This window comes from Pseudoalteromonas sp. SG41-2 (assembly GCF_014164535.1).
Lineage (GTDB): Bacteria > Pseudomonadota > Gammaproteobacteria > Enterobacterales > Alteromonadaceae > Pseudoalteromonas > Pseudoalteromonas rhizosphaerae.
Genome location: NZ_JACJFK010000002.1, coordinates 1 through 21,560, shown reverse-complemented (window position 1 = coordinate 21,560; position 21,560 = coordinate 1). Strand labels below are relative to the sequence as shown.

Genomic DNA, 21,560 nt, shown 5'->3' with positions numbered 1-21,560 from the left:
CTCCAAATATGTGACCTTATTAAATAAAGGTTAGTCGATATCAGCTGAAAGTCAGCTTTACAAAAATGAAAACTAAATACTCTGGTTTAAGTAATAAAGTGGTTCTAGCCCTTTAAAAATAAATATCTCCCCCAAGGTCTATAAACACAGTGAGCAATTTAGCTATTTTTTGAAGGAGTTAATGATGAGCAAAACATTAATCATAGGCGCAAGTGGCCAGATTGGTAAAATAACGACACAGTTACTACTTAATGATCAGCATCAGGTTGTCGCTCTCGTACGTGATAAAAATAAGTTAAGCGATTTAAGCAGTCCCTACCTCAGCGTAACTGAGCAAGATCTCGAGGGTGACTTTAGCCAAGCATTTGCAGGCTGCGAACAGGTAATTTTTGTTGCCGGTTCTGGCGGAAATACCGGCGATGATAAAACATTATTAATTGATTTATGGGCTGCGGTTAAAGCCGTAAATTATGCAAAGCAATATGATATTAAAAACTTTATTATGGTCAGTTCGATTGGCGCAGATGATCCTGATGCAACAGAAAGCGATTTAAAACCTTACTTAGTTGCTAAACATATGGCTGACGAACATCTAATCAATAGCGGCCTAAATTATACTATTGTACGCCCAGGTTCACTTACCAACGACAGTGCTTCATTGCAAATCACCACACAACGGCCAAGTGAACGTAAAGATGCAAAAGTCAGCCGTGAAAACGTGGCAAATGCCTTGTTGCAAGTGGTAAAAACGGCTCCTGGTGACAACCGAATATTTGAGTTATTTGATGCCAATTAAAGCCAGTATCTGGCTGTAATTACCGAAATACCAGGAGCTATAGCAGAATAATTTTCTGTATGCTCCTGCTGTTACTTAGCCTAACAATATTTATTAGTTTGGTGATTCAATGTATTACGCTAAACGTTATTGCGTTGAACTTTATATTGAATTACTAACTAATATTTTGAACACTCTGACCTTAAACCCTGTTTAGTAATCAATATCACTCCTGACTTTAAACAGCACATCGCCAATTTTCAAATCATTATATTTGGGTTGTACAACCTCAATGTTATCTGCATCAATCAGTGTTTTTAGTAATTTAATTTGCTCGGGATTATCGATAGTCATGTATTTTGATTGCCATTGAGTACCATCATGCAACCACAGATTAGCTTCAGTTGAGTTATTCGTTTCATCTATAAATACATAATCGAGTTGTTCATCTTGATTTAAATCTATGGCGATAAAATAAAATGAATGACTTTTAAGCGGTGTCCAGCGGTTGAAATGTAAGCTCTCGAATACAGCCTGAATCAACTCATCCGAAAACACCTGCTGCCTAGGCCAAAACTTCGAGTGCGTAACAAACTCTGTTATTGATGTTTGCTCGGCTAAAGCCTTAAACTCTGGATTATCTGGGTTGACATACATTCGCTCAATAATCATTGCTTGCTCTGGATGAGTACTCTGAATTTGCGCTTGTAACTTTTGCATTGCAAGATAGCCTTGGCGTCCTAAATTACTTGAGAAGTAATAATAATCAAATTCTTCAATACTCACGTCACCTTCATTTAAGCGCGCGATTTGACTCTCGGTAGATAAACGCTGAAAATTCAAAACTGGCGAGTTCACTAGTAGCATGCATATTAAAATCACTACCCCCATCACAATATTAACTTTGCTTTGCACTTGTTGCCATGCATCGCGCTTTTTAACGATCCCGACTAAATACCCGAATGAAAAACACGCAAGTAAAAGACACACTAAAATAGCCCAGCAGCGACCCACCGTGATCCCGTATTGTTCAACTCTAAGCCAAATGCCATAAGCGGCAATCACACTGTAAATTGGTAATAAAGCAATACCAAAAAATACTAACCTGTGTATTACAATTTTATAAGGTCGCTGATCAGCAGCGTATTGATAAACCGTATTCACAAAAAATAAAGTGAGTACCTGTAACCATAAAACTAACGAGCTACCACTGCCTGTTTGCCATAATTTATCTAGCCCCGTAAACGGTAGCGTCGCTAAAAAGCCTAAAGAAATAACCGTAAGTACTGGCAGTAAAAACTTAATCAAGGTTTGCAATAAAAATGAGATGTTATCTTCTATATGCATAACCCCTCTAAAGATCACCGTGGCAAAACCGAACGCTAAGGTTAAAGTTGGGATCCAAAACCAGTCTTTTTTGAGTAGCTCAGAGAAAAATGTAATCTCTAACGCATTAAATAGCGCCGCTCCTAACTGCAAAATTCCCCAGAAAATTAAAACGAATAACCAACACTCTGCAAATAAAATAAAGTTTCGCCATGAGAGCTTGAATAATTGGCTATAACTAATTGCTTCATTACCAATCAGTTGTTGGATATACATAAGTGCTTTAAAGCTGGCAATTAAGGCTGTGAATATAAAAATGGCCGTTAAAGCATCGTTATTAACCAGCGCAATAGGGTATTGCTGAGCACCAATATAAGCACCAAGGAGTGATAACAACAGACTAAATGGTAACAAGTAACTAAGCAGTTTTTTAATATTAGCTTGCTCTACAGCAAGTAAAGTCAGTAGCACAAAACTAATGGTAAAAGTAACTAAAGAAAACAACCAAACTGGCTCTGTCGCAGGCCATAGCTGATTTTCAACACTACGATATAACAAAGTAAGAACAATGCCTTGCACTAAGGAAAGTACAAAAATAAAAGGTTTAGGTAGTTGATTATCCATATCTATCACTCAGGTTTTTCATCAGTGTGCGATAAATGTACCTTTTATTCAATGATGATTACATTTTCAAGTAAAAATCCTTACACAGAGCTATATACTCATCGCTATATTGAGCCCCTTGACCATGAATCGTTAAGCTGGTCAGCTCGCATTCTTGCATCTGATAAGCAAAGCACATTAAGCTCCTGCTCGGCGCTTTAGTGGCAGTAGTTTGTACTAAACAATGGCGCACTAAATACAAACCTTGTAATTGCGCTTGTGCAATAAACAACTGCGCTTCTGGGCAAGGTAGAATCACATTTAAAAAAGCATTTTGGTGACTAAGGTGTTTGAATGCAGTGATTAACTCACTAAAACTTAAGCTATCTGTATGACGTGCGGTATTACGGGCTAAGTCCTGCCCTTTTAAACTGGCATTAAAATACGGAGGGTTACTGATCACAACATCAAACTCAGTTGTGGTGGTTACTTGCTGAATAGCTTTTTGCATCAATTTAATATCGGACCATGGGCTATTTGTAAAATTTTGCTGCGCATCAGCACATGCATTGGCATCAATTTCAACAGCATTAACCTGCATAGTTGGTTTGCGTTGCTTGCACATTAATGCCAACAACCCAGTACCTGTGCCAATATCAAGTAACCGCTGTGAAGTAGTTAAGTCAGCCCATGCACCGAGTAAAATTCCATCCGTCGAGACCTTCATCGCACTGCGCGTTTGCGCTACTTTAAATTGTTTAAACACAAAGCCTGACATTTTTTCACCTTTTCATTCACCAACTGGCGGATAGCGCGTATAATTACCAGCAATTGTCCTCTATTTTTGACACTCTATGCAATTTTCTGATTTTGATATTGATAACAAGATACTACAAGCCGTTGCTAAAATGGGTTACGAAACCCCAACTAGCATTCAACAACAAGCGATCCCTGAAGCGCTGCAAGGCCGTGATATTTTAGCCTCTGCACCAACCGGTACTGGTAAAACAGCGGCATTTTTGATCCCGGCGATTCAATACTTACTTGATTTCCCGCGTCGCGAGCCTGGTTTTGCCCGTGTTTTGATCATGACTCCAACGCGCGAGTTAGCTTATCAAATTCATGAACAGTGTGAACTACTTGCTAAAGGCACTAACCTTAAAATTGGTGTTGTTACTGGCGGTATTAACTACGGTACGCATAAAGAAATTTTTGAAAAAAATAACGATATATTAATCGCCACACCAGGGCGATTAATGGAATATTTAGAAACCGAAAACTTTCATGCCGAAAACGTCGAGATGCTTATTTTAGACGAAGCAGACCGCATGTTAGACATGGGCTTTCGTAAAGAAATGATGCGTATTTGCGAAGAAGCAAAAAATCGTCGTCAGTGCTTTTTATTCTCAGCCACTCTTGAAGGCGATAGCGTTGAACGATTTGCAGAGCAAATTTTAAAAGATCCAGCCCTATTAGAAGCTGAATCTTCACGTAAAGAAAAAGCTAAAATCCACCAATGGGTACACATTGCTGATGATTACAACCATAAATTAGCAATGTTGGTTGAAATACTAAACAGTGAAGACTTAAGCAAAGCTATTGTGTTTGTTAAAACCCGTGATCGCCTAGAAACATTAGTCGGCGAGCTGACCAATGCTGGGGTTCGCGCAGCCTGGTTACGTGGCGAGATGCCACAAGACAAACGCATGAAGGCAATGGAAAATTTCCACAGTGGCCGTACAAGAATATTAGTTGCGACTGATGTTGCCGCCCGCGGTATTGATGTGGCTGATATTAGTCATGTGATCAACTTTGATATGCCACGCACAGCAGACGTGTATGTTCACCGTATTGGCCGCACTGCTCGCGCAGGTAAGAAAGGCATTGCAATTTCGTTAGTAGAAGCCCATGACATTGCAGTATTAGCCAAAATTGAACGCTACATTGAGCTGCGCCTTAAACGCCGTGTTGTTAAAGGATTTGAGCCGCGTCATAAAGAAGCTAAAGCGCCAATCAAAAAACATAAAGATCCGGTAAAAATCAAAGCCCGTAAAAAGGCCAAAGCAAAAGCCAAGAAAAAGAAATAATTCATCTGCTTTGACGCTACATAAAAAGCCGAGACTTATCATAGTCTCGGCTTTTTACATTCAGTTTTACCTACTCGCAGTAAATTATTAAACCCTCTCATAGCAGTCATGCAAATTAATTATCTTGTGCCCCCCATTTAGCTTGCTCATTACAATCTTGCAGCTACGATCATCACTTAGCAATAAAATATATTGCATCGCTCTAGCTGCACTAAACAACAACTACAAATCTAAATTAGTTAGCTAATCGCCGTACTTTTTACTCAGTTGAATGTAAAAAATTCCAAAAACATTACCCGAACTTAAAATACCCCTTCAATTTCAATGCGTTAAAGTTGGAATAAATATTGTAACAGTAGGCTTACTATTCACTAAACACATACAATAGATGTTATGAGGGAAATCATGAGTCGCTTCAAATTAACTGTATCATTGGTATCACTATGCTGTGTATTTTTACTCGCCTGCGCAACGCAAGTCAGTGCAGCCACTAGTACAATTATGATCAGCAGCGTTTCTCCTCAACCAACACTACAGCAGACTATAATTGATAAACTGCGCAGCAATCCAAACCTAAACCTCTCGCAACTGCGAGTACACGTTGATGGCAACAAAGTAGCCATTTATGGTCTAACCGAAACCGGCTTTGAACGCGCACTGGCACAAAAGTTTTTAGAAAACACCCAAGGTGTAGCAATCATAGAAAATAAAATGCAGGTGAGAGATTGAAGAGTTTAAAGCTGCTAGGCTAAAGATTAAAGAGTTAAAGCAACTGATTTTCTGGTGATTCAACTTAGGTTTACTTAAAACACAGAAAACGCAAATCTCCAAAACATGACTTACAAAGTAAAATCCCAGCTAAACGCATACTTATGGTTTAGCTGGGATTTATCTGTAATAAAATTAGAAATTGCGTATTTCTACCGTTGAATTATTAAACTCAAATTTATTAATTTTGCCGCATTGAGCAACATGATTAGTACTAGCATAAGGGGTGTTTACTTGCGCGATATTACCCTCCCAGCCCTGACCATTTTTAATAAACGCTTTTACCTCAAACCATCCATTAACCGCTTTGCTGCAATCCATATCAACATCAAGCAGCCAGTAATGTTCCCCCCAAATATTCAGTGGTGTAACACCAAAGCCATCATTAGCAACGGTTTTTTCTGCTCCCCAAGTTGCTGGCCAAATATTAGTTGTCCAATCGGTTGCGGTCCCTTGCGCCTCACTACTTTGGCCCGTTTCAATACCATACCAATCTAGGTAATTATCGTTTGCTTTCCAAGGACTGGTAGTGGCACTTTGCAAATTATTATGGCGAATTGGCATAGCACATTCAAAGTTGCTTGTTTGGCAGTTACGCCCAAGATTTGTGTTCGCATAAACATGGTCAATCCCGCCGCGAATAAACATATCTTGGCCAGTTTGCGTTTGTGCGTTAATAAATATCACAGTTCGCTGCCAATCACTCTGAGGATCAGGGGTTGAATTAGTGGTTAGCTTGGCATTTTTATGAATAGCCATTGCATCCCACGCGGCTACATTTAAGTTTATAGTGCCATTTGCATTAACAGTAATAACTTCACCAGTACAACTTGTTGCATCATTAGTCAGCGCTCCTTTTAGCACGTTACAGTATTGCCCTGGAGCCATATCTGTTTGCACGGTAGTATTGAGTGTTGAGCCTTCTTTATTAATGGCAACATGACCTGAACTTCCTCTACCAAAGGCTATTTGATTGTTAGTATTATCCCACCAATTGGTTGTTGCCCAGTTATCAGCTGTATTATTTCTAAAATCTACGCCACCTGCAATGTATGCCCAACGATGCTCACATTGCCAATTACTCGCAAAGCATTCTAAATTACCGTTGTTATGCACAGGTACGCTTGGACCACCAGCATCTGTGTCACCATGATAGTCGTAACTAGACATTACTTTTGGATAACCATACGGGTAAGCCAACATAAATACGTTTGCTAAGTCGTACAAGCGGCCATCTTCAAAGGTAATTACATTACCGGCACCACCATGACCGCGTTGATTATCATGATTATCTACAAATACTACAGCTGATGCACTTGGCATAAACCCCCACCCTTCACCAAAATTACTTAACCATGCGAGCGAGCCATTTCTAAAGGTATTGCCAAGTTCAGTGCTGTATTTAAATTCCGTAACTAAACCTGACGCTAAATACTCAGAGGCACCAACAGCCTCGCCACCTTGATCAATTACTTCTTGAAAGACCACTGGCGAGCCATTCACTTTCGCCATTAAACTTTGAATATCACTGGCTGCAACATGTTTAGAGGCATCAAACCGAAACCCCTTAACACCAATGGCTTGTAATTCATTAATGTAAGCCGCTAATGTGTTTTGGACATACGTTGCAGCGGTATCTAAATCTGCGAGTCCAACTAACTCACAGTTTTGTACTCGGTAACGATCGTTGCCGTAGTCAGAGCCATTAATGGTGCAACTGGTGTGAAAGTCTTGTGGGCTATAAATTGGGTATTGTTTATTACCATAGGTATTACCAGCGGTACCTGTACCACTGCCTGCAGCCATATGATTGATTAAAGTATCTACATAAATATCAACGCCAGCGGCATTACAGCGATTAACCATATCAATAAACTGCTCGCGGTTACCGCCTCGGCTTTGCAATAGGTAACTGACAGGTTGATAACGCGTCCACCATTGGCTGCCTTGTATATGTTCATTAGGCGGCGATACCTGTACCGCAGCATAGCCTTTAGGTCCTAGGTATTGTTCACATTCGAGGGCTACATCTTGCCAGTTCCATTCAAATAGATGGACGAATGTTGTTGGTGTTGCATTTGCAATCGACGTAGCACTTAGGGCAACGCTTAGCCCAATAGTGGTTACTATTCTTTTAATTTTCATTGTGTGTTCCGTTGTGTTGTCAAGTAATAGGCATTCTTCATTTACAAAGAATTAACAGTAGAGGGATTCTCACAAAATGAAAATTGAATACGTATGCAATCAAAAATTCAAAAACACCATCGATTATGGATGCTTAGCACAAATGCAGTGGCACGAGTGTATCGCTAACTTATTCTTTGTGTGTGTTGGAGTGTTTATTAACGGGCAGTACAGAGCGGTAAAAACTAGTATACGGTTTTTATCTTTATTACGAATTAAATGGTACTAATCTTGAAGTTTGTGGTTAGCTTTTGCAGACTGCTCTACAAAGTGATTATTTATGTTGCGCGTTTTTGCGATTTTGGCATTCATTAAGAACTTGCAGCTTTTGCGCAGGGCTTGCACTGTGCCACGCGAGAATTTCATCAAGGGTTCTAAAGCAACCGATACAGGTATCGTTTTTATCTAAACAACAATGCCGAATACATGGGCTACTTGGTTCTTCATTGCTCACTTTAATGTTATTCATTAATTTTACCTTCGACTTTACTTATTAGACACTAGCCTTAGTTTTAGCTAGTGTCTAATAAGTAAAGTCGATAATCGGCTAGCGATAACTAAACTATGACCACTGCCTTTTACTTGTTTTGATGCTTCGCCATAAATGCTGTCTATCAGTAGAAAACTTAATACTGGTAAATATGCGCCAATCAACAACTGTATTACCAGCTGTAAATTTGTGTAAATTAGCACTATCAACAGGTAAATATTACCTGTTGATAGAACCATTTATTGTTCTGAGTGCTGGCGCTTTTCAGTGATCATCGCATCGAGTTTTTCACCGCCTTTAATACCAAAATCAAGGGTGCGAATTGGGAATGGAATACTAATATCAGCGTCACTTAGCGCTTGTTTGACTGCCACAATTGCTTTATGGCGTACGCTCATAAAGTCTGCCTCGCCGGGATATTTGATCCAAAACCACACCAGTAAGTTGACACTACTGTCGCCAAACCCTTCGGCATAAACAGCGGTTTCGTCTTGTTTAATTACAAAATCAAATTCATTGATTTTTTTAACTATCACCTCGGCTGCCAGCTCTGGGTCATCACCATATGAAATGCCCACCGGCACTTCAATGCGGCGTACACCTAAGGTACTGTAATTACGTAATACATTACGAAAAAGTATTTTGTTAGGCACTAAAATCAATTGCCCATAAAAGTTTTCGATAAGCGTGTTGCGCAAATTTATTGAGCGCACATTGCCAAACACATCATCGGTTTTTATAACATCGCCTGTTTTAAAGGGTTTGCGAATACCCATAGCAATACCAGCTATTAGGTTCTCGGTCATATCTTGAAAGGCAAAACCAATTGCTAGACCAACAATCCCAGCACCAGCCAGTAATGACGTTACAGTGCCTTTTAGCCCTATAAAATCGAGGGCAACAAATAACCCAACACACAGTACTATCATCTTGAATATCGATGCCATTAAGTCTGCAATTTGTTGGGAGTCTAACGAGCGGCGTAAAACATTGCGCATCATCGAACCTAAAAAACGCGCGAGAATTGAGAAAACAATGGCGATGATCACCGCCACTATAAAATTAGGTATATGACTTATTACGACATCAAACCAGCCACCGAGTTTTTCTTCAATAAGTTTTTCGGCATCGCTGATAGAAGGTATTTTTAGCATTGCTTAACCTTGATTATTTTATAAATAGTGTCAGGTTATTGCAAAATAAGCGCCAAAACTAAAAAGCCATGCATTGCAGGGCTTTTAAACAGATTAATAACTAGTTTTGTTCATCTCTTAGAAATACTGGCTCCAGCTCTTTTTGGGTCGCTTCGCTACTGTAGTAGTAACCATCAACAGTAAACTTTTTTAAATCACTTAACTGGGTAACTTTATTCTCAATAATGTAGCGAGCCATCAAGCCGCGCGCTTTTTTAGCATAAAAGCTGATAATTTTATATTGGCCGTTTTTACAGTCTTTAAAGTGTGGAGTAATGATTTGCGCGTTTAAGGCTTTTTTATCAACCGCTTTAAAATACTCGTTTGATGCTAAATTTACTAGATATTGGCTATCTTGCTCAGCGAGTACGCTATTTAGTTTATCAGCAATAATACTGCCCCAAAATTCATAGAGGTTTTTACCACGGCTGTTATCAAGCTTAGTGCCCATTTCTAAGCGATACGCTTGCATTAAATCAAGTGGTTTTAATAACCCGTAAAGGCCTGACAAAATACGTAGGTGACTTTGCGCGTAATCAAGTTGCCCGGCAGTTAAGCTGTTTGCATCTAAACCACCATATACATCGCCATTAAAAGCCATCACGGCTTGTTTAGCGTTGTCGGTAGTAAACGGTTGCGACCACTCACTAAAGCGCGCAGCATTAAGGCCTGCAAGCTTATCGCTAATTTTCATTAAACTGCCAATTTGTGCCGGCGTTAATTCGCGGCACACCGTCATCAACTCTTCGCTGTGCTCAAGTAACTCAGGTTGCGTGAATTTATCAGTGCTTGCTTGGCTCTCGAAATCTAAATTTTTTGCAGGTGAAATAACAGTGATCATAGTTAGCTATTGACTTGGAAATTATTTAATGTCAATTTCAACATTAAATGAAACGAAAAGCACGTTTTGTTTATATCAATTAGTTAGAATTGATTGGTATGATACCTACCTTATTCGCACAGCAAATTATGCTATGCACCTTCGTTCTTCACTGATACGGACATAAGACCTATTAAGCGCTGTCACAGTGCTGCAGTATAAGGTAGTTACAGTAGATTTTCTTTTAACTTGCTTGGAATGAGGAAAGCAAATGACTTCAGCTCTACAAAGGCTCAAACAACATTCATCTATCGTGGCCGACACTGGTGATATTGAAGCGATTAAAAAACACCAACCGGAAGATGCAACAACTAACCCTTCATTGCTATTAAAAGCCAGTGAAATTGAAGCCTATAAGCCGTATTTAGATAAAGCGTGGAGTTATGCTAAAGAAACCGAGCAAGACGCTGCTAAACAATTAGAACTAGCCTGTGACTACTTTGCTGTATTACTAGGTAAAGAGATCAGTGACATTGTGCCGGGTTATATTTCAACAGAAGTTGATGCGCGTTTATCATTTGATACTCAAGCAACAATTGCTAAAGCACACACATTACTAAGCCTTTATGAAAAAGAAGGTGTGAGCAAAGATAAAATCTTAATCAAAGTTGCCTCAACGTGGGAAGGTATTAAAGCCGCAGAGCAACTTGAAAAAGAAGGTACTAAGTGTAACTTAACGCTGCTATTTAGTGATGCTCAAGCCCGTGCTTGTGCAGATGCTAACGTATTTTTGATTTCACCATTTGTTGGCCGTATTTTAGATTGGCACGTTGCTAACGGCTTAGAAAAACCAACCGATCCATTACAAGATCCAGGCGTGCAATCAGTACGCAGTATTTTTGAATTTTATAAGCGCCATGATTATAAAACGGTTGTTATGGGCGCAAGTTTCCGTAACACCGGTGAAATCATCGCACTAACTGGTTGCGATAAACTAACCATCAGTCCTAACCTTTTAGAAGAGCTAGGCAACCTTGAAGGTGCACAGGAGTATTTACTTGAAAGTGATATTGCTAAAGAGCCTAAACCTGCACCACTAACTGAAGCTCAGTTCCGTTGGTTACATAATCAAGATGCCATGGCGACAGAAAAACTAGCTGAAGGTATTCGTTCTTTTGCTGATGCACAAGAGCAACTAGAAGCACGTTTTAAAGCAATGTAATCGCTTTTATCGTTTAAATTAAACGTCGCATTTGCGGCGTTTTTTTATGCCTGAAAATAATCTCTATTCATTAATTTATCACTTACCTGTAACATAAATGTCACTTTTTTATTCTATTTTAGTGTGGCCTGTGGTATAGGTATTTTCGAGGTTCAAAAAATTCAATAGGAGAAGTTCATGGATAGCCTAGACGATATTTTAGAGATATTAGAAGGTCCTGATACAACAAGAAAGACCTCTCAAAAAAATAAAAAGAGAAAATGGCGCGAAATCGAAGCTTTAAAAGACAAGCAACGTTTACGTAAAGAACTACAGGAACTAGACTTTTTTACAGACAATATTGCGATTGATGAATTAGATTTTTAATTTCGCAATAGCTACTAACCAACTAAAAGGCCCTTACCGATAAAGTAAGGGCCTTTGTTTTTATCAGTTAACGTATATTCTGCGCAGAATAATAACCCCCGCCTAGATCCGTAGCTGCGATTTTACATCGCGACAAGCTTAACATTCTGCGCGGGATAAACTCGCACCTACAATTCCTAAACTTGCCAATCGATCGCTGTTTGCCCTTGCTGTGTTAATAACTGATTGGTAGCGGAAAAATGCTGGCAACCAAAGAAGCCACGATGCGCAGACAACGGCGATGGGTGCGGGCCATTTAAAATATGGTGACGCGTACTATCAATGCCTTTACCTTTCTTTTGTGCGTGAGCACCCCATAAAATAAATACCACACCTTCACAGTGTTGATTAATATGGGCAATAACCTTATCGGTAAACTGCTCCCAACCTAAGTGTTTATGGGAATGGGCTTGGCCTTGCTCAACAGTCAGTACGGTATTAAGTAAAAACACCCCTTGCTCTGCCCAGCGTTGTAAATAACCGTGCGTAGGCACGCGAAAACCATCGATATCTGTAGCCAGCTCTTTATAGATATTTTTTAATGAGGGAGGAAGTTTACCAACCTCTGGTAATACCGAAAAACACAAACCATGTGCTTGTCCTTCGCCGTGGTAAGGATCTTGTCCTAAAATAACCACTTTTATATTACTTAACGGTGTTGCATCAAATGCACTAAATACATACTGCTCTGGCGGATATACAGCAATACCTTCGCTGCGCTTTTGAGCAACTGTATCCAACGTCTGCTGCATATAAGTTTTTGCACATTCGGTTTTTAAAAAGTCTTGCCAATCACTCATTGTGGCTCCTTAATTGCAACGCGTGAATCATCTATTTTAGTACACATATCAGCAAGACCATCCAACATACGCGTGGTAAAGCGGTGTAGTAAATCAGCATTGACGCTAATAAACTGGTGGTGCTTTACCGCGGGTACTTCGGGCCATTGTGTCCAATCAATCACAGTTTGCTGCGCTTGTGACTTTTCATTAGGCAATATAATGATCTCTGGTTTTGCCACGATCACATTTTCAATACTTATCAGAGGGTAATCAGTTCGGCTGCTAGCAAATACATTACGACCTTGGCAAATTTCGATTAACTGATTGATCCAGGTATTTTTACCCACCGTCATCATCGGTTCTGCCCATAGCTGGTAAAATACCGCGACCTTACTTTTACCTTGCTGCTTGGCTTTGATTACAGCAATTTTTTGCTCAAATTCAAGTGCGGCTTGCTCGGCTGATTGCTCACGTCCAGTAAGCTCACCTAAACGGCGCAGTTCATTGGGTACTTTATCTACTTCACTCGCGTCACTGTAAATTATATCAATACCAAAACTTTTAACACGTGCTAAATCCTCAGCTTTGCTACCCGTTTTCCATGCTAAAACTAAATCAGGTTTGAGGGCCAGTAGCTTTTCTATTTGAATACCTTGGTGACCACCGATACGTGGGATATCATTGGCCGCAGCAGGGAAATCAGCATATTCCACGGTTCCCACGATTTGCTCACCAGCTCCGATGGTATAGAGGTTTTCAACAATATGCGGGGCCAAGGCGATAATTCTTAATTGCTGCTTGTTAGGATCAGCCACGAGCTTAAAGCAGCACAGAGCCAGCGATAAAACGAGTACAAGCCTAAGCGTAGCCATTAATAATCAAATCCTATTTGCGCTTTAACACCAGCATCAAATGCATGCTTAACATTGCGCACTTCACTAACAGTATCAGCTAAGTCAGTTAACTTGCGGTGCGCACCACGGCCAGTAATAATTAAAGATTGCATTGGCGGACGATTAGCGATCACTTCGAGTGCTTCGTCTAAATCAATGTAGCCGTAGGTGATCATATAAGTAATTTCATCAAGTAATACTAAATTAATTGATTCGTCAGCCAACATACGTTTTGCTTCTTGCCAAGTCGCTTGCGCCGCTGCGGTATCTGATTCTTTATTTTGCGTCTCCCAGGTAAAACCTGTGTTCATAATGGCAAATTCAACCCCTGCGCCTTGCAATACATTACGCTCACCACACGGCCAAGTACCTTTAATAAACTGGCACACAGCAGCTTTCATGCCATGGCCTACACAACGTGTTACCGTGCCAAACCCTGAGGTTGATTTACCTTTACCATTACCAGTGATCACCTGAAAAACGCCTTTCTCAGTTTGTGCTGCGGCTATACGCTCATCAACTTTATCTTTTACTTTTTGTTGGCGTTGTTGGTGCTTGTCGTTATGTGTGTCGCTCATGATTAACTCCTTCCCAGTTTTGGTAAATTTGCGTTATTTTGTCTAAATCTAAATGTTCTTTACACATCGTGGCTAAGCGCGTTAATTGCTGCTCGCGATGTGTGTCTATATCTATTAATTGGGTAATACCACTATTTGGCAATACCCAATCCAGTATTAGTTGCGTAGCTGCACTGCTATCAAATAAGCCATGTAAGTAAGTACCTGCTATACAATCATCATCTGATATAAAACCATCTTGCACAACATGCTGTGGATGCTGAGTAAATTGTAAAAAAGGCTTTTTAAATGCTGGGCCAGCGCTGCAACCGGCGTGTATTTCATAGCCTGCCACTTTTGCTTGTTGACCGCCAAGATGGATCACACCAGCAGCTTGAGTTAGTACTTTATGCTGCCCTAAATGAGTGGTAAAATCAGCGTGCCCTAAAGCTTTACAGTGTGTTTTACTTGATTCCACACCCTCAGGGTCATAAATATCTGTGCCGAGCATTTGCAAACCTCCGCAAATACCTAATAACTTACCGCCATAACGCAAGTGACGCTGAATCTGCTCGCCCCAGCCTTCATTGTTTAAAAAGGCTAAATCATTAATAACATTTTTACTGCCAGGAATGATGATCAGATCAACGTGTGGAATTGCTTGAGTATGGCGAATGTAATTAATGTCAATTTGCGGGTTTAAACGCAGCGCATCAAAATCAGTGTGGTTACTAATATGAGGAAGTAGCAATACTGCGATTTTTATTTTTGCTTGGCTTACTTGATTATCTATCGCTACCGCGTCTTCAGCATCTAGGGCGAGATCATGTAAATACGGCAACACCCCTAACACTGGTTTACCGGTGTACTCTTCAAGCCAATCAAGGCCACCTTGCAATAAGCCTATATCGCCACGAAAACGGTTGATCACAAAGCCTTTTACTCGGGCTTGTTCTGACTCGCTTAATAGCGCAAGAGTACCGACCAAATGCGCAAACACACCGCCTTTATCTATATCTGCAATAATGATCACGGGGCAATCAACCGCTTCGGCGTAACCCATATTAGCAATATCACCCGCACGTAGATTAATTTCAGCCGGACTGCCCGCACCTTCAACTACCAGTAGCTCAAACTCTTCGCTTAAACGCTGTTGCGAAGCCAGTACCGCATCCATCGCGACTTTTTTATAATCATGATAAGCACCTGCTTCCATATTACTAATGGCTTTACCGTGAATTATCACTTGAGCGCCAGTATCACTATTGGGCTTGAGTAAAATGGGGTTAAAATCAACCCGTGGCGCCACTTTAGCTGCAATCGCCTGTAGTGCTTGCGCACGACCTATTTCGCCGCCATCTTCTGTTACAGCGCTGTTTAAGGCCATATTTTGCGGTTTGAATGGAGCAACTTTGATCCCGCGTTCAACAAATACTCGGCACAATGCTGCAACTAAAGTACTTTTCCCTGCATCAGAAGTAGTACCTTGTACCATTAATGTTTTCATCATGACTGCCCTTTCAGTGTTAAGGCAAGACCTGCCATTATAAATTCAACTCGCGCAGCTTTTGCGGCAATGGCTTGATGTAACCAGCCTGATTCATCTACAAACCGGCGGCTTAGCTCGCCCAAAGGCACAATACCGTGGCCAACTTCGTTACTGACAAAAATCACTTGCCCCGGTAAATTTTCAAGGGTATTTAGTAGTGCTGATTTCTGTTCATCCCAACAATCACTTGTGGCGTGACATAAACAGTTACTTAACCATAAGGTTAAGCAATCAACTAAAATACAGTTATCTTTGCTGCTGTGTGTTTGTAACGCTTCAGCCAATGCAATTGGCTCCTCAACTAACGGCCAATCGACAGGGCGCTGTTGTTGATGATGGACTATACGATCTTGCATTTCAGTATCGTGGGCTTGCGCCGTTGCGAGGTAAATAACGCTTTTATTGCTTTGCTGTGCAAGCTGTTCAGCAAAGCGGCTTTTTCCACTGCGTGCGCCGCCTAAAATAAATGTGTGGTTAGCGTTCATAATACACTCACAAAAGTTAAGTAAATGGCAATTTCACTTAGCTGCTGCGCGGCACCTAAACAATCGCCAGTGTAACCACCTAACTGCTGTTTAAACCAGCGGATCAAAATGACTCTTAGGATCAGTAATACTGCTACAAGAATGAATACGGTTTGCCATAACAATACACCAACAGCAATCAAGCTAACCAGTAAAGTAGCGGCGGTTACAAGTAACGTAACTAAACTAGTGACCGATAGGTGCATAGCAAGCGGCTTTACTTTTGAAGTCGCATCTTCACTTACATACTCCATCCCCATAATTAAACTGGTTGCCACTACTCGGCTTACACATTGCCCGATAACAATTGCACTCAATACAGTAATCAATGACTCACTAAGAAAGAGTAGGCTTTGAAATTTAACCAGCAGCATAATAAATAATGCCGCAGCACCATAAGTACCAAGACGACTATCTTTCATAATGGCAAGCTTTTGCGACACCTGCCAACCACCGCCAAAACCATCCCATACATCGGCCCAGCCATCTTCATGAAATGCGCCTGTTAATAACAACCCGGCCGCCATCATTAGTAATACACTTATTGATGCTGGTAACAGTAATTGAAAAACGCCGTAGCTGAGTGCTAATAATCCACCAAGCAGTAAACCCACTAAAGCAAAATAGCGACTTGCTTGATTTAAATGAGCACCGCTTACATTAAAGCGCAACTGCACCGGTAGCCGGGTTAAAAAGCTAATTGCTAATAACAGTAACTGCCATTGCGTTACTTTATTTGCCTCTGGGTTAGGCATTAACTGACAACCTGCTTAACACCAGCATCAGCAAAACTAGCCATCTGATTATAAAAACCAAGTGCGGCTTGCAATAATGGTAAACTTAACGCAGCGCCAGTGCCTTCACCCAAGCGTAAATCAAGTTGCAGCAGTGGCTTAACATCGAGTACGTTCAACATCAGTCGATGGCCTTGCTCATTTGAGCAATGTGCAAAAATTAAATAATCTTTCACTGCTGGGTTAATATTAATTGCGGCCATTGCCGCAGCACTACAAATAAAGCCATCAACTACTACAGCCATGCCTTGCTCAGCCGCAGCCAACATAGCTCCCGTAATATGCACAATTTCAAAGCCACCTAACGCTGCAAGTAGTGAAATAGGATCTGCTAAATGTAACTGATGCAATACCAGCGCTTGCTCTACAACTGTTATTTTACGCGTAACAATATCATCACTAACACCCGTGCCTTTGCCAACACACTGCTGTGCAGGTAAATTCAGCATAGCTGCCATAATCGCTGCTGCACTGGTGGTATTACCTATGCCCATTTCGCCAAAGGCAATTGTATTACAACCACTATGACTGAGCTGTTGCACCAGCTGTTTAGCATTATTAAAGCCTTGCTGTACCTGCGCGGTATTCATTGCCATGTCTGTATTAAGTGGCTTTGTTATACTTCCTAGACGGCAATTATGGACACTTGGCGCTGTGACTGGATGCAAAATACCACAATCAATCACTTCTAATTGCCAACCTAACTGTTGGCAAAAGACATTAATAGCGGCACCACCGCTGACAAAATTAGCTACCATTTGTGAGGTGACATCACTGGGCGCTATCGATACCCCTTGTGCAGCAACACCATGATCTCCTGCAAATACCAGCAAAGTAGGCTTATTGATTGCAGGTGCAAAGGTTTTAAAAGCATCTTCGCTTGCCACTTTTTGGCTAAACAAAGTAACCAGTTGTATTGCACATTGTTCTAACTGTCCAAGTGCACCAAGCGGTTTAGTTTTTTGGTTAATCTTATCAATGATGAGGTGACCAAATTGATTAGTTACTGTGGGTATATTAAACATCTGACTAACTCTCTCGCTTGCGAAAATAAAGTAACGATAAAAAGAAAATACTGCCTATTGCAGAAGTAATAACACCGATTGGCAATTCTTGATTTGCAAGTAAAACACGCGATAGCACATCAACCCACACCATAAATATACCGCCAACTAAAGCCGTCATGATCAAACCAGTAATAGTGCCTTGCGACACAAAAAACCGTACTATATGCGGGATCATCAAACCAACAAAACCAATACCACCACACATCGCCACTAACACTGCAGTGATCAATGAGCTCAATACCAACATTAATAACCGAAACCGCTGTACCGGTATTCCTAAAGTTGCAGCACTTTCATCACCTAGTAACATTGCATTTAGTTGCCGACGAAAACCCATCATCAGCCCGGTGCAACTAATAATAACTAAAGCGGGTAACCATAACGTTGACCATTGTGCGCGAGCAAAGCTGCCTAGCGTCCAAAATAAAATAGCCGTGATCGCCTGCGGATCACTAAAATATAAAAGTAAGCTGGTAAAGGCACTGAATAAAAAGGATAAAGCGACCCCAGCCAAGAGCATGCTTTCAACTTGTCCGCGACCTGCTCGTCCGGCAATAAAAACCAGTAATAACATAGTCAATAAACTACCAACAAATGCCGCGGCCGACATTGTTATTCCCGCGCTGGCTCCTGTTAGTGTCATAAAACATACCACACCAAATGAGGCTCCCGATGAAATACCAAATAAGTAAGGATCGGCTAACGGGTTACGGGTTACGGTTTGTAAAATTAAACCAGCAATAGCTAGACCAGAGCCAGCTAAAAACGCCAACAATGTTCGTGGCATTCGCAGTTGCCATATGATCCGCGCTATAAAGGAGTCATCTCCCTGACCTATAATACTGTGGTATACATCAATGAATTTACTGGGCGCAGCACCAAAGCTAAGTGCTATAAAAATGCTCGACAAGGCAAAAAATAGCGCCACGCTGACTGCAAAATAATTATTTTTTTGCATCAACGCCACCACCTTGATAACCGTAAAAATAGGTAATACGCGGAATGACCTTATTTAATTGTTTACTCTGTGGATGCGCCGAGACTTCGGCACAGACACCAAATACTTCGCTGAGCATTTCTTCCGTGATGACATATTCCGGGCTACCCGTTGCAACTAACTCACCTTGCTTTATCACCAGTAGTTCATCACACATACTTGCTGCAAGATTAAGATCATGGAACGACGCTAATACCGTTACATTTAGCGATTTAGCCAACTCCATTAATTGAATTTGATATTTAATATCTAAGTGGCTGGTAGGCTCGTCCATAATTAATAATTGAGGGCTTTGTACAATTGAACGTGCTATCAATGCGCGTTGCTTCTCGCCACCGGAAAGGGAATCAAACGATTGCTGTAAATGATGGCTCAAGCCAACTTGCTCAATCGCCTGAAAAATAATTTGTTGATCATTTTTAGTTGTCGAACTAAATAAGCTTTTATGCGGCGTAAGGCCAAGACTCACTACATCAAAAAGCGATAGGTTAAATTGCGAAGGTGTTTCTTGCAGCACCACAGCAACCTGCTTGGCATATTCATCCGCACTTAGCTGCCAAATATTTTTCCCTGCAAATATAACCTCACCGCACACTGGTTTAGTGTAACGGTATAAACAACGCAATAAACTTGATTTACCTGCGCCATTAGGCCCTAACAAACCAATAAATTGGCCTGGTTTTATTGCAAAATTAATATCGTGCAAAATGGCGGTATTTGCCACCGACCACGATAAATTAGCTACTTCAAGTAAAGGGGGATCAATTACTGCTGGTATTTGCAATGTGTTATCTCTCTAGCAATAGCTAAACCCAATACACTACAAACCATTATGATCATGGTGATAATAGAAGAGTTAGCCCGCTCAATAGGTAATAAATTAACGTATTTTGTATCTGACTTATCGCGCTTGCGACTTACAGTTGCGGGAACAGTTGAGGAGTTACACCCCATTCCAAAATACATAAGGCTCTATTATGGGCGGGTGAGTAAATATTTCAATTAATATCTTTCTAGACGGCTAAAAATAGTCTTTTAAAACACAATTCTGGGCCATGCTTTATCGCTATCATCTATGTAAATATCAATACAAATGAGCTTCCCATAACCGATTGAAAATATGTTTTGCTGATTCGACTCTTTTGGTAACTGACAAATAATACCTAATAGTTGCTTGATCACTCCGGCATGCGTTAAAACTAATTGTGCTTGAGTACGATTACTTGCAATATCAATTAGTAACGTTTGCCACCACGTTGCTATTCGCTGATAAAAATCCCTCATACTTTCGCCATGAGGGGGGGTTACTTGCCAAGGGCTTTGCCAGAAATCGCCAATACTAGGAGAGTCCGTCTGTTGCCACAAATCATCATATTTACAGCCATCCCAATCACCAAAATTAAACTCTCGGAGCTGATCGGTCAGAAAAAGTGGTATTTGCTGGGCATGGCTAAAAGATCTGGCAAATTCGCTACAACGTTTCAAAGTCGAACTTTGTACAAGCTCAATATTAGTTAGCTCACTGCACGCTTGATGTAATTGCGCACGGCCAAGTTCACTGAGTAAAAAATCTGTCTGTCCGGCCAAGACTCCTTGCTCAATCAATTCGCCATGGCGTAATAAGTAAACGCGACTAGAAAATGGCGGCATAAAACCCTCTTACATTAAAGAAAAGTACTTTTAACTATAGCATAATGGTCATCCTAAACGGATTAAGCGCACATCAAAATGTAGAACGGCATTAGCTCCTATTTTTCCACCATTCCCCTTGCGTCCCCACGCCAGCTCTGCAGGAATTACAAATTCATAGCGAGAACCAACCGACATCAATAAAATACCTTCTCGTAATCCTTCGATTGCCTCATCTAAGGTAAATACTTCAGGCATTCCAGCTTTATAACTATCAGCTATTACGCTGCCATCAGCAAGCATAATACGCTGATTGATGACCACGGTATCTGTGTCAGTTACTCGCTCACCAGAGATCTCATCTATTACTTTATACATCAAACCAGAAGCACACAGTTGAGTATCAGCATGATTACTAAATTTAACTATGAAGCTTTCACTGTTTTTACGATTGAGTCCTGATGAACCTTTTGATTTAGTTGTTTTTTTACGTGCCATGAAGCCCCACTATTTGTATGATAAATATAATGATTTTATCGCATAGGTAGAGGCCTAAACGCAAGTTTTATAGTGAGTTTGCGAGTTTTTCAAAACAATAAAATGATCTTATACCAATCGTGTTAAGTTACTGACCATTTATAGCGACAGATAAATAGAGTGATAGCAAGGCATAAATTTTGACATGTAGTTGTTAATTTATAACGCAGTTAGCGCTTTATTTAGCTCGCTAGAATGGTTAAATATTTAAGTCGATTGGTATTATACGTATAATACCAATCTGCATAAAGATTAAGTCAATTTTATCCAGTCTCTAGAGCATATGCTTTTAACCGTATCAGGAACAGAAATGAATTTATTCCACGCTTGCGAAACCTGTTCGACTATTTCTTCATAA

Annotated in this window: 22 protein-coding genes and 1 riboswitch; of the genes, 5 read left to right on the top strand and 17 right to left on the bottom strand. The window is 40.6% G+C overall.

From position 1 onward, the window contains the following. Positions 1 to 184 precede the first annotated feature (184 nt). Entirely contained in the window at positions 185 to 796 is a 612-nt protein-coding gene (locus H5186_RS01645) for an SDR family oxidoreductase (RefSeq protein WP_182740692.1), read from the top strand. Between the two features lie 192 nt (positions 797 to 988). Here the strand turns inward: H5186_RS01645 and H5186_RS01640 are convergent, their stop codons facing one another. Next, positions 989 to 2,725: a DUF4153 domain-containing protein gene (locus tag H5186_RS01640; RefSeq protein WP_182794052.1), complete on the bottom strand. Its 1,737-nt coding sequence runs from the start codon at positions 2,723 to 2,725 to the stop codon at positions 989 to 991. 58 nt (positions 2,726 to 2,783) lie between these two features. Then, complete coding sequence (locus H5186_RS01635; RefSeq protein ID WP_149983404.1) at positions 2,784 to 3,482, bottom strand: tRNA1(Val) (adenine(37)-N6)-methyltransferase; 699 nt, start codon at positions 3,480 to 3,482, stop codon at positions 2,784 to 2,786. A gap of 76 nt (positions 3,483 to 3,558) precedes the next feature. On the opposite strand from H5186_RS01635, the gene srmB reads away from it, so the two are divergent. Next, positions 3,559 to 4,791, top strand: a complete 1,233-nt coding sequence (gene srmB / locus H5186_RS01630; protein WP_145237725.1) for an ATP-dependent RNA helicase SrmB — start codon at positions 3,559 to 3,561, stop codon at positions 4,789 to 4,791. A 405-nt stretch (positions 4,792 to 5,196) separates the two neighbouring features. Then, positions 5,197 to 5,520, top strand: a complete 324-nt coding sequence (locus tag H5186_RS01625; RefSeq protein ID WP_182794051.1) for a BON domain-containing protein — start codon at positions 5,197 to 5,199, stop codon at positions 5,518 to 5,520. Between the two features lie 174 nt (positions 5,521 to 5,694). On the opposite strand, the gene H5186_RS01620 is transcribed toward H5186_RS01625, so the two are convergent. From H5186_RS01620 to yaaA, 4 genes are all read right to left on the bottom strand, one after another. After that, entirely contained in the window at positions 5,695 to 7,704 is a 2,010-nt protein-coding gene (locus H5186_RS01620) for an alpha-amylase family protein (RefSeq protein WP_182794050.1), read from the bottom strand. 313 nt (positions 7,705 to 8,017) lie between these two features. Continuing rightward, positions 8,018 to 8,212, bottom strand: coding sequence for a DUF1289 domain-containing protein (locus tag H5186_RS01615; RefSeq protein ID WP_145242920.1), 195 nt, complete (start codon positions 8,210 to 8,212; stop codon positions 8,018 to 8,020). A gap of 260 nt (positions 8,213 to 8,472) precedes the next feature. Continuing rightward, complete coding sequence (locus H5186_RS01610; protein WP_182778533.1) at positions 8,473 to 9,387, bottom strand: mechanosensitive ion channel family protein; 915 nt, start codon at positions 9,385 to 9,387, stop codon at positions 8,473 to 8,475. 100 nt (positions 9,388 to 9,487) lie between these two features. Next, positions 9,488 to 10,267 carry a peroxide stress protein YaaA gene (gene yaaA, locus H5186_RS01605; RefSeq protein ID WP_149983400.1) on the bottom strand — a complete coding sequence of 260 codons (780 nt, stop codon included), beginning with the start codon at positions 10,265 to 10,267 and terminating at the stop codon, positions 9,488 to 9,490. 250 nt (positions 10,268 to 10,517) lie between these two features. Here yaaA and tal point away from each other — a divergent pair, with 250 nt between their 5' ends. Both tal and H5186_RS01595 read left to right on the top strand, forming a co-directional pair. After that, on the top strand, positions 10,518 to 11,468 hold the full coding sequence (gene tal / locus H5186_RS01600; RefSeq protein ID WP_145242912.1) for a transaldolase: 951 nt from the start codon (positions 10,518 to 10,520) through the stop codon (positions 11,466 to 11,468). Between the two features lie 177 nt (positions 11,469 to 11,645). Beyond that, positions 11,646 to 11,834, top strand: coding sequence for a DUF3545 family protein (locus H5186_RS01595; protein ID WP_145242910.1), 189 nt, complete (start codon positions 11,646 to 11,648; stop codon positions 11,832 to 11,834). Between the two features lie 176 nt (positions 11,835 to 12,010). On the opposite strand, the gene ung is transcribed toward H5186_RS01595, so the two are convergent. From ung to H5186_RS01540, 11 genes are all read right to left on the bottom strand, one after another. Then, positions 12,011 to 12,673, bottom strand: a complete 663-nt coding sequence (gene ung, locus H5186_RS01590; RefSeq protein WP_145242908.1) for a uracil-DNA glycosylase — start codon at positions 12,671 to 12,673, stop codon at positions 12,011 to 12,013. Next, entirely contained in the window at positions 12,670 to 13,527 is an 858-nt protein-coding gene (locus H5186_RS01585; protein WP_149983399.1) for a cobalamin-binding protein, read from the bottom strand. The genes ung and H5186_RS01585 overlap by 4 nt, the downstream gene beginning before the upstream one ends. Then, complete coding sequence (gene cobO, locus H5186_RS01580; protein WP_145242905.1) at positions 13,527 to 14,126, bottom strand: cob(I)yrinic acid a,c-diamide adenosyltransferase; 600 nt, start codon at positions 14,124 to 14,126, stop codon at positions 13,527 to 13,529. The genes H5186_RS01585 and cobO overlap by 1 nt, the downstream gene beginning before the upstream one ends. Beyond that, positions 14,110 to 15,612 carry a cobyric acid synthase gene (locus H5186_RS01575; RefSeq protein ID WP_182794099.1) on the bottom strand — a complete coding sequence of 501 codons (1,503 nt, stop codon included), beginning with the start codon at positions 15,610 to 15,612 and terminating at the stop codon, positions 14,110 to 14,112. Before H5186_RS01575 ends, cobO begins: the two co-directional genes overlap by 17 nt. Then, a complete protein-coding gene (gene cobU, locus H5186_RS01570; RefSeq protein WP_145242903.1) occupies positions 15,612 to 16,139 on the bottom strand; it encodes a bifunctional adenosylcobinamide kinase/adenosylcobinamide-phosphate guanylyltransferase in 528 nt (175 codons plus the stop codon). Before cobU ends, H5186_RS01575 begins: the two co-directional genes overlap by 1 nt. Next, positions 16,136 to 16,933, bottom strand: a complete 798-nt coding sequence (locus tag H5186_RS01565) for an adenosylcobinamide-GDP ribazoletransferase (protein WP_182794049.1) — start codon at positions 16,931 to 16,933, stop codon at positions 16,136 to 16,138. The genes cobU and H5186_RS01565 overlap by 4 nt, the downstream gene beginning before the upstream one ends. After that, entirely contained in the window at positions 16,933 to 17,997 is a 1,065-nt protein-coding gene (gene cobT / locus H5186_RS01560; RefSeq protein WP_182794048.1) for a nicotinate-nucleotide--dimethylbenzimidazole phosphoribosyltransferase, read from the bottom strand. The genes H5186_RS01565 and cobT overlap by 1 nt, the downstream gene beginning before the upstream one ends. Positions 17,998 to 18,001: 4 nt before the next feature. Further along, positions 18,002 to 18,997 (bottom strand): iron ABC transporter permease, encoded by a 996-nt coding sequence (locus H5186_RS01555; protein ID WP_182794047.1) that lies wholly within the window; start codon positions 18,995 to 18,997, stop codon positions 18,002 to 18,004. Continuing rightward, positions 18,984 to 19,820 carry an ABC transporter ATP-binding protein gene (locus tag H5186_RS01550; RefSeq protein WP_220496367.1) on the bottom strand — a complete coding sequence of 279 codons (837 nt, stop codon included), beginning with the start codon at positions 19,818 to 19,820 and terminating at the stop codon, positions 18,984 to 18,986. The genes H5186_RS01555 and H5186_RS01550 overlap by 14 nt, the downstream gene beginning before the upstream one ends. A gap of 85 nt (positions 19,821 to 19,905) precedes the next feature. After that, positions 19,906 to 20,031: riboswitch (cobalamin riboswitch) on the bottom strand. A gap of 40 nt (positions 20,032 to 20,071) precedes the next feature. Then, on the bottom strand, positions 20,072 to 20,686 hold the full coding sequence (locus H5186_RS01545; RefSeq protein WP_182794046.1) for a histidine phosphatase family protein: 615 nt from the start codon (positions 20,684 to 20,686) through the stop codon (positions 20,072 to 20,074). 48 nt (positions 20,687 to 20,734) lie between these two features. Continuing rightward, positions 20,735 to 21,163 (bottom strand): FKBP-type peptidyl-prolyl cis-trans isomerase, encoded by a 429-nt coding sequence (locus tag H5186_RS01540; RefSeq protein ID WP_149983394.1) that lies wholly within the window; start codon positions 21,161 to 21,163, stop codon positions 20,735 to 20,737. Between the last annotated feature and the right edge of the window lie 397 nt (positions 21,164 to 21,560).

What these genes read in the sequence shown, in the direction of transcription:
- H5186_RS01540 (WP_149983394.1), bottom strand. Translation starts at nt 21,163, where the DNA reads ATGGCACGTAAAAAAACAACTAAATCAAAAGGTTCATCAGGACTCAAT.
- H5186_RS01545 (WP_182794046.1), bottom strand. Translation starts at nt 20,686, where the DNA reads ATGCCGCCATTTTCTAGTCGCGTTTACTTATTACGCCATGGCGAATTG.
- yaaA (WP_149983400.1), bottom strand. Translation starts at nt 10,267, where the DNA reads ATGATCACTGTTATTTCACCTGCAAAAAATTTAGATTTCGAGAGCCAA.
- H5186_RS01615 (WP_145242920.1), bottom strand. Translation starts at nt 8,212, where the DNA reads ATGAATAACATTAAAGTGAGCAATGAAGAACCAAGTAGCCCATGTATT.
- cobT (WP_182794048.1), bottom strand. Translation starts at nt 17,997, where the DNA reads ATGTTTAATATACCCACAGTAACTAATCAATTTGGTCACCTCATCATT.
- cobO (WP_145242905.1), bottom strand. Translation starts at nt 14,126, where the DNA reads ATGAGCGACACACATAACGACAAGCACCAACAACGCCAACAAAAAGTA.
- H5186_RS01645 (WP_182740692.1), top strand. Translation starts at nt 185, where the DNA reads ATGAGCAAAACATTAATCATAGGCGCAAGTGGCCAGATTGGTAAAATA.
- H5186_RS01620 (WP_182794050.1), bottom strand. Translation starts at nt 7,704, where the DNA reads ATGAAAATTAAAAGAATAGTAACCACTATTGGGCTAAGCGTTGCCCTA.
- H5186_RS01575 (WP_182794099.1), bottom strand. Translation starts at nt 15,612, where the DNA reads ATGAAAACATTAATGGTACAAGGTACTACTTCTGATGCAGGGAAAAGT.
- H5186_RS01625 (WP_182794051.1), top strand. Translation starts at nt 5,197, where the DNA reads ATGAGTCGCTTCAAATTAACTGTATCATTGGTATCACTATGCTGTGTA.
- H5186_RS01640 (WP_182794052.1), bottom strand. Translation starts at nt 2,725, where the DNA reads ATGGATAATCAACTACCTAAACCTTTTATTTTTGTACTTTCCTTAGTG.
- H5186_RS01565 (WP_182794049.1), bottom strand. Translation starts at nt 16,933, where the DNA reads ATGCCTAACCCAGAGGCAAATAAAGTAACGCAATGGCAGTTACTGTTA.
- H5186_RS01635 (WP_149983404.1), bottom strand. Translation starts at nt 3,482, where the DNA reads ATGTCAGGCTTTGTGTTTAAACAATTTAAAGTAGCGCAAACGCGCAGT.
- ung (WP_145242908.1), bottom strand. Translation starts at nt 12,673, where the DNA reads ATGAGTGATTGGCAAGACTTTTTAAAAACCGAATGTGCAAAAACTTAT.
- H5186_RS01610 (WP_182778533.1), bottom strand. Translation starts at nt 9,387, where the DNA reads ATGCTAAAAATACCTTCTATCAGCGATGCCGAAAAACTTATTGAAGAA.
- srmB (WP_145237725.1), top strand. Translation starts at nt 3,559, where the DNA reads ATGCAATTTTCTGATTTTGATATTGATAACAAGATACTACAAGCCGTT.
- H5186_RS01595 (WP_145242910.1), top strand. Translation starts at nt 11,646, where the DNA reads ATGGATAGCCTAGACGATATTTTAGAGATATTAGAAGGTCCTGATACA.
- H5186_RS01555 (WP_182794047.1), bottom strand. Translation starts at nt 18,997, where the DNA reads ATGCAAAAAAATAATTATTTTGCAGTCAGCGTGGCGCTATTTTTTGCC.
- H5186_RS01585 (WP_149983399.1), bottom strand. Translation starts at nt 13,527, where the DNA reads ATGGCTACGCTTAGGCTTGTACTCGTTTTATCGCTGGCTCTGTGCTGC.
- tal (WP_145242912.1), top strand. Translation starts at nt 10,518, where the DNA reads ATGACTTCAGCTCTACAAAGGCTCAAACAACATTCATCTATCGTGGCC.
- cobU (WP_145242903.1), bottom strand. Translation starts at nt 16,139, where the DNA reads ATGAACGCTAACCACACATTTATTTTAGGCGGCGCACGCAGTGGAAAA.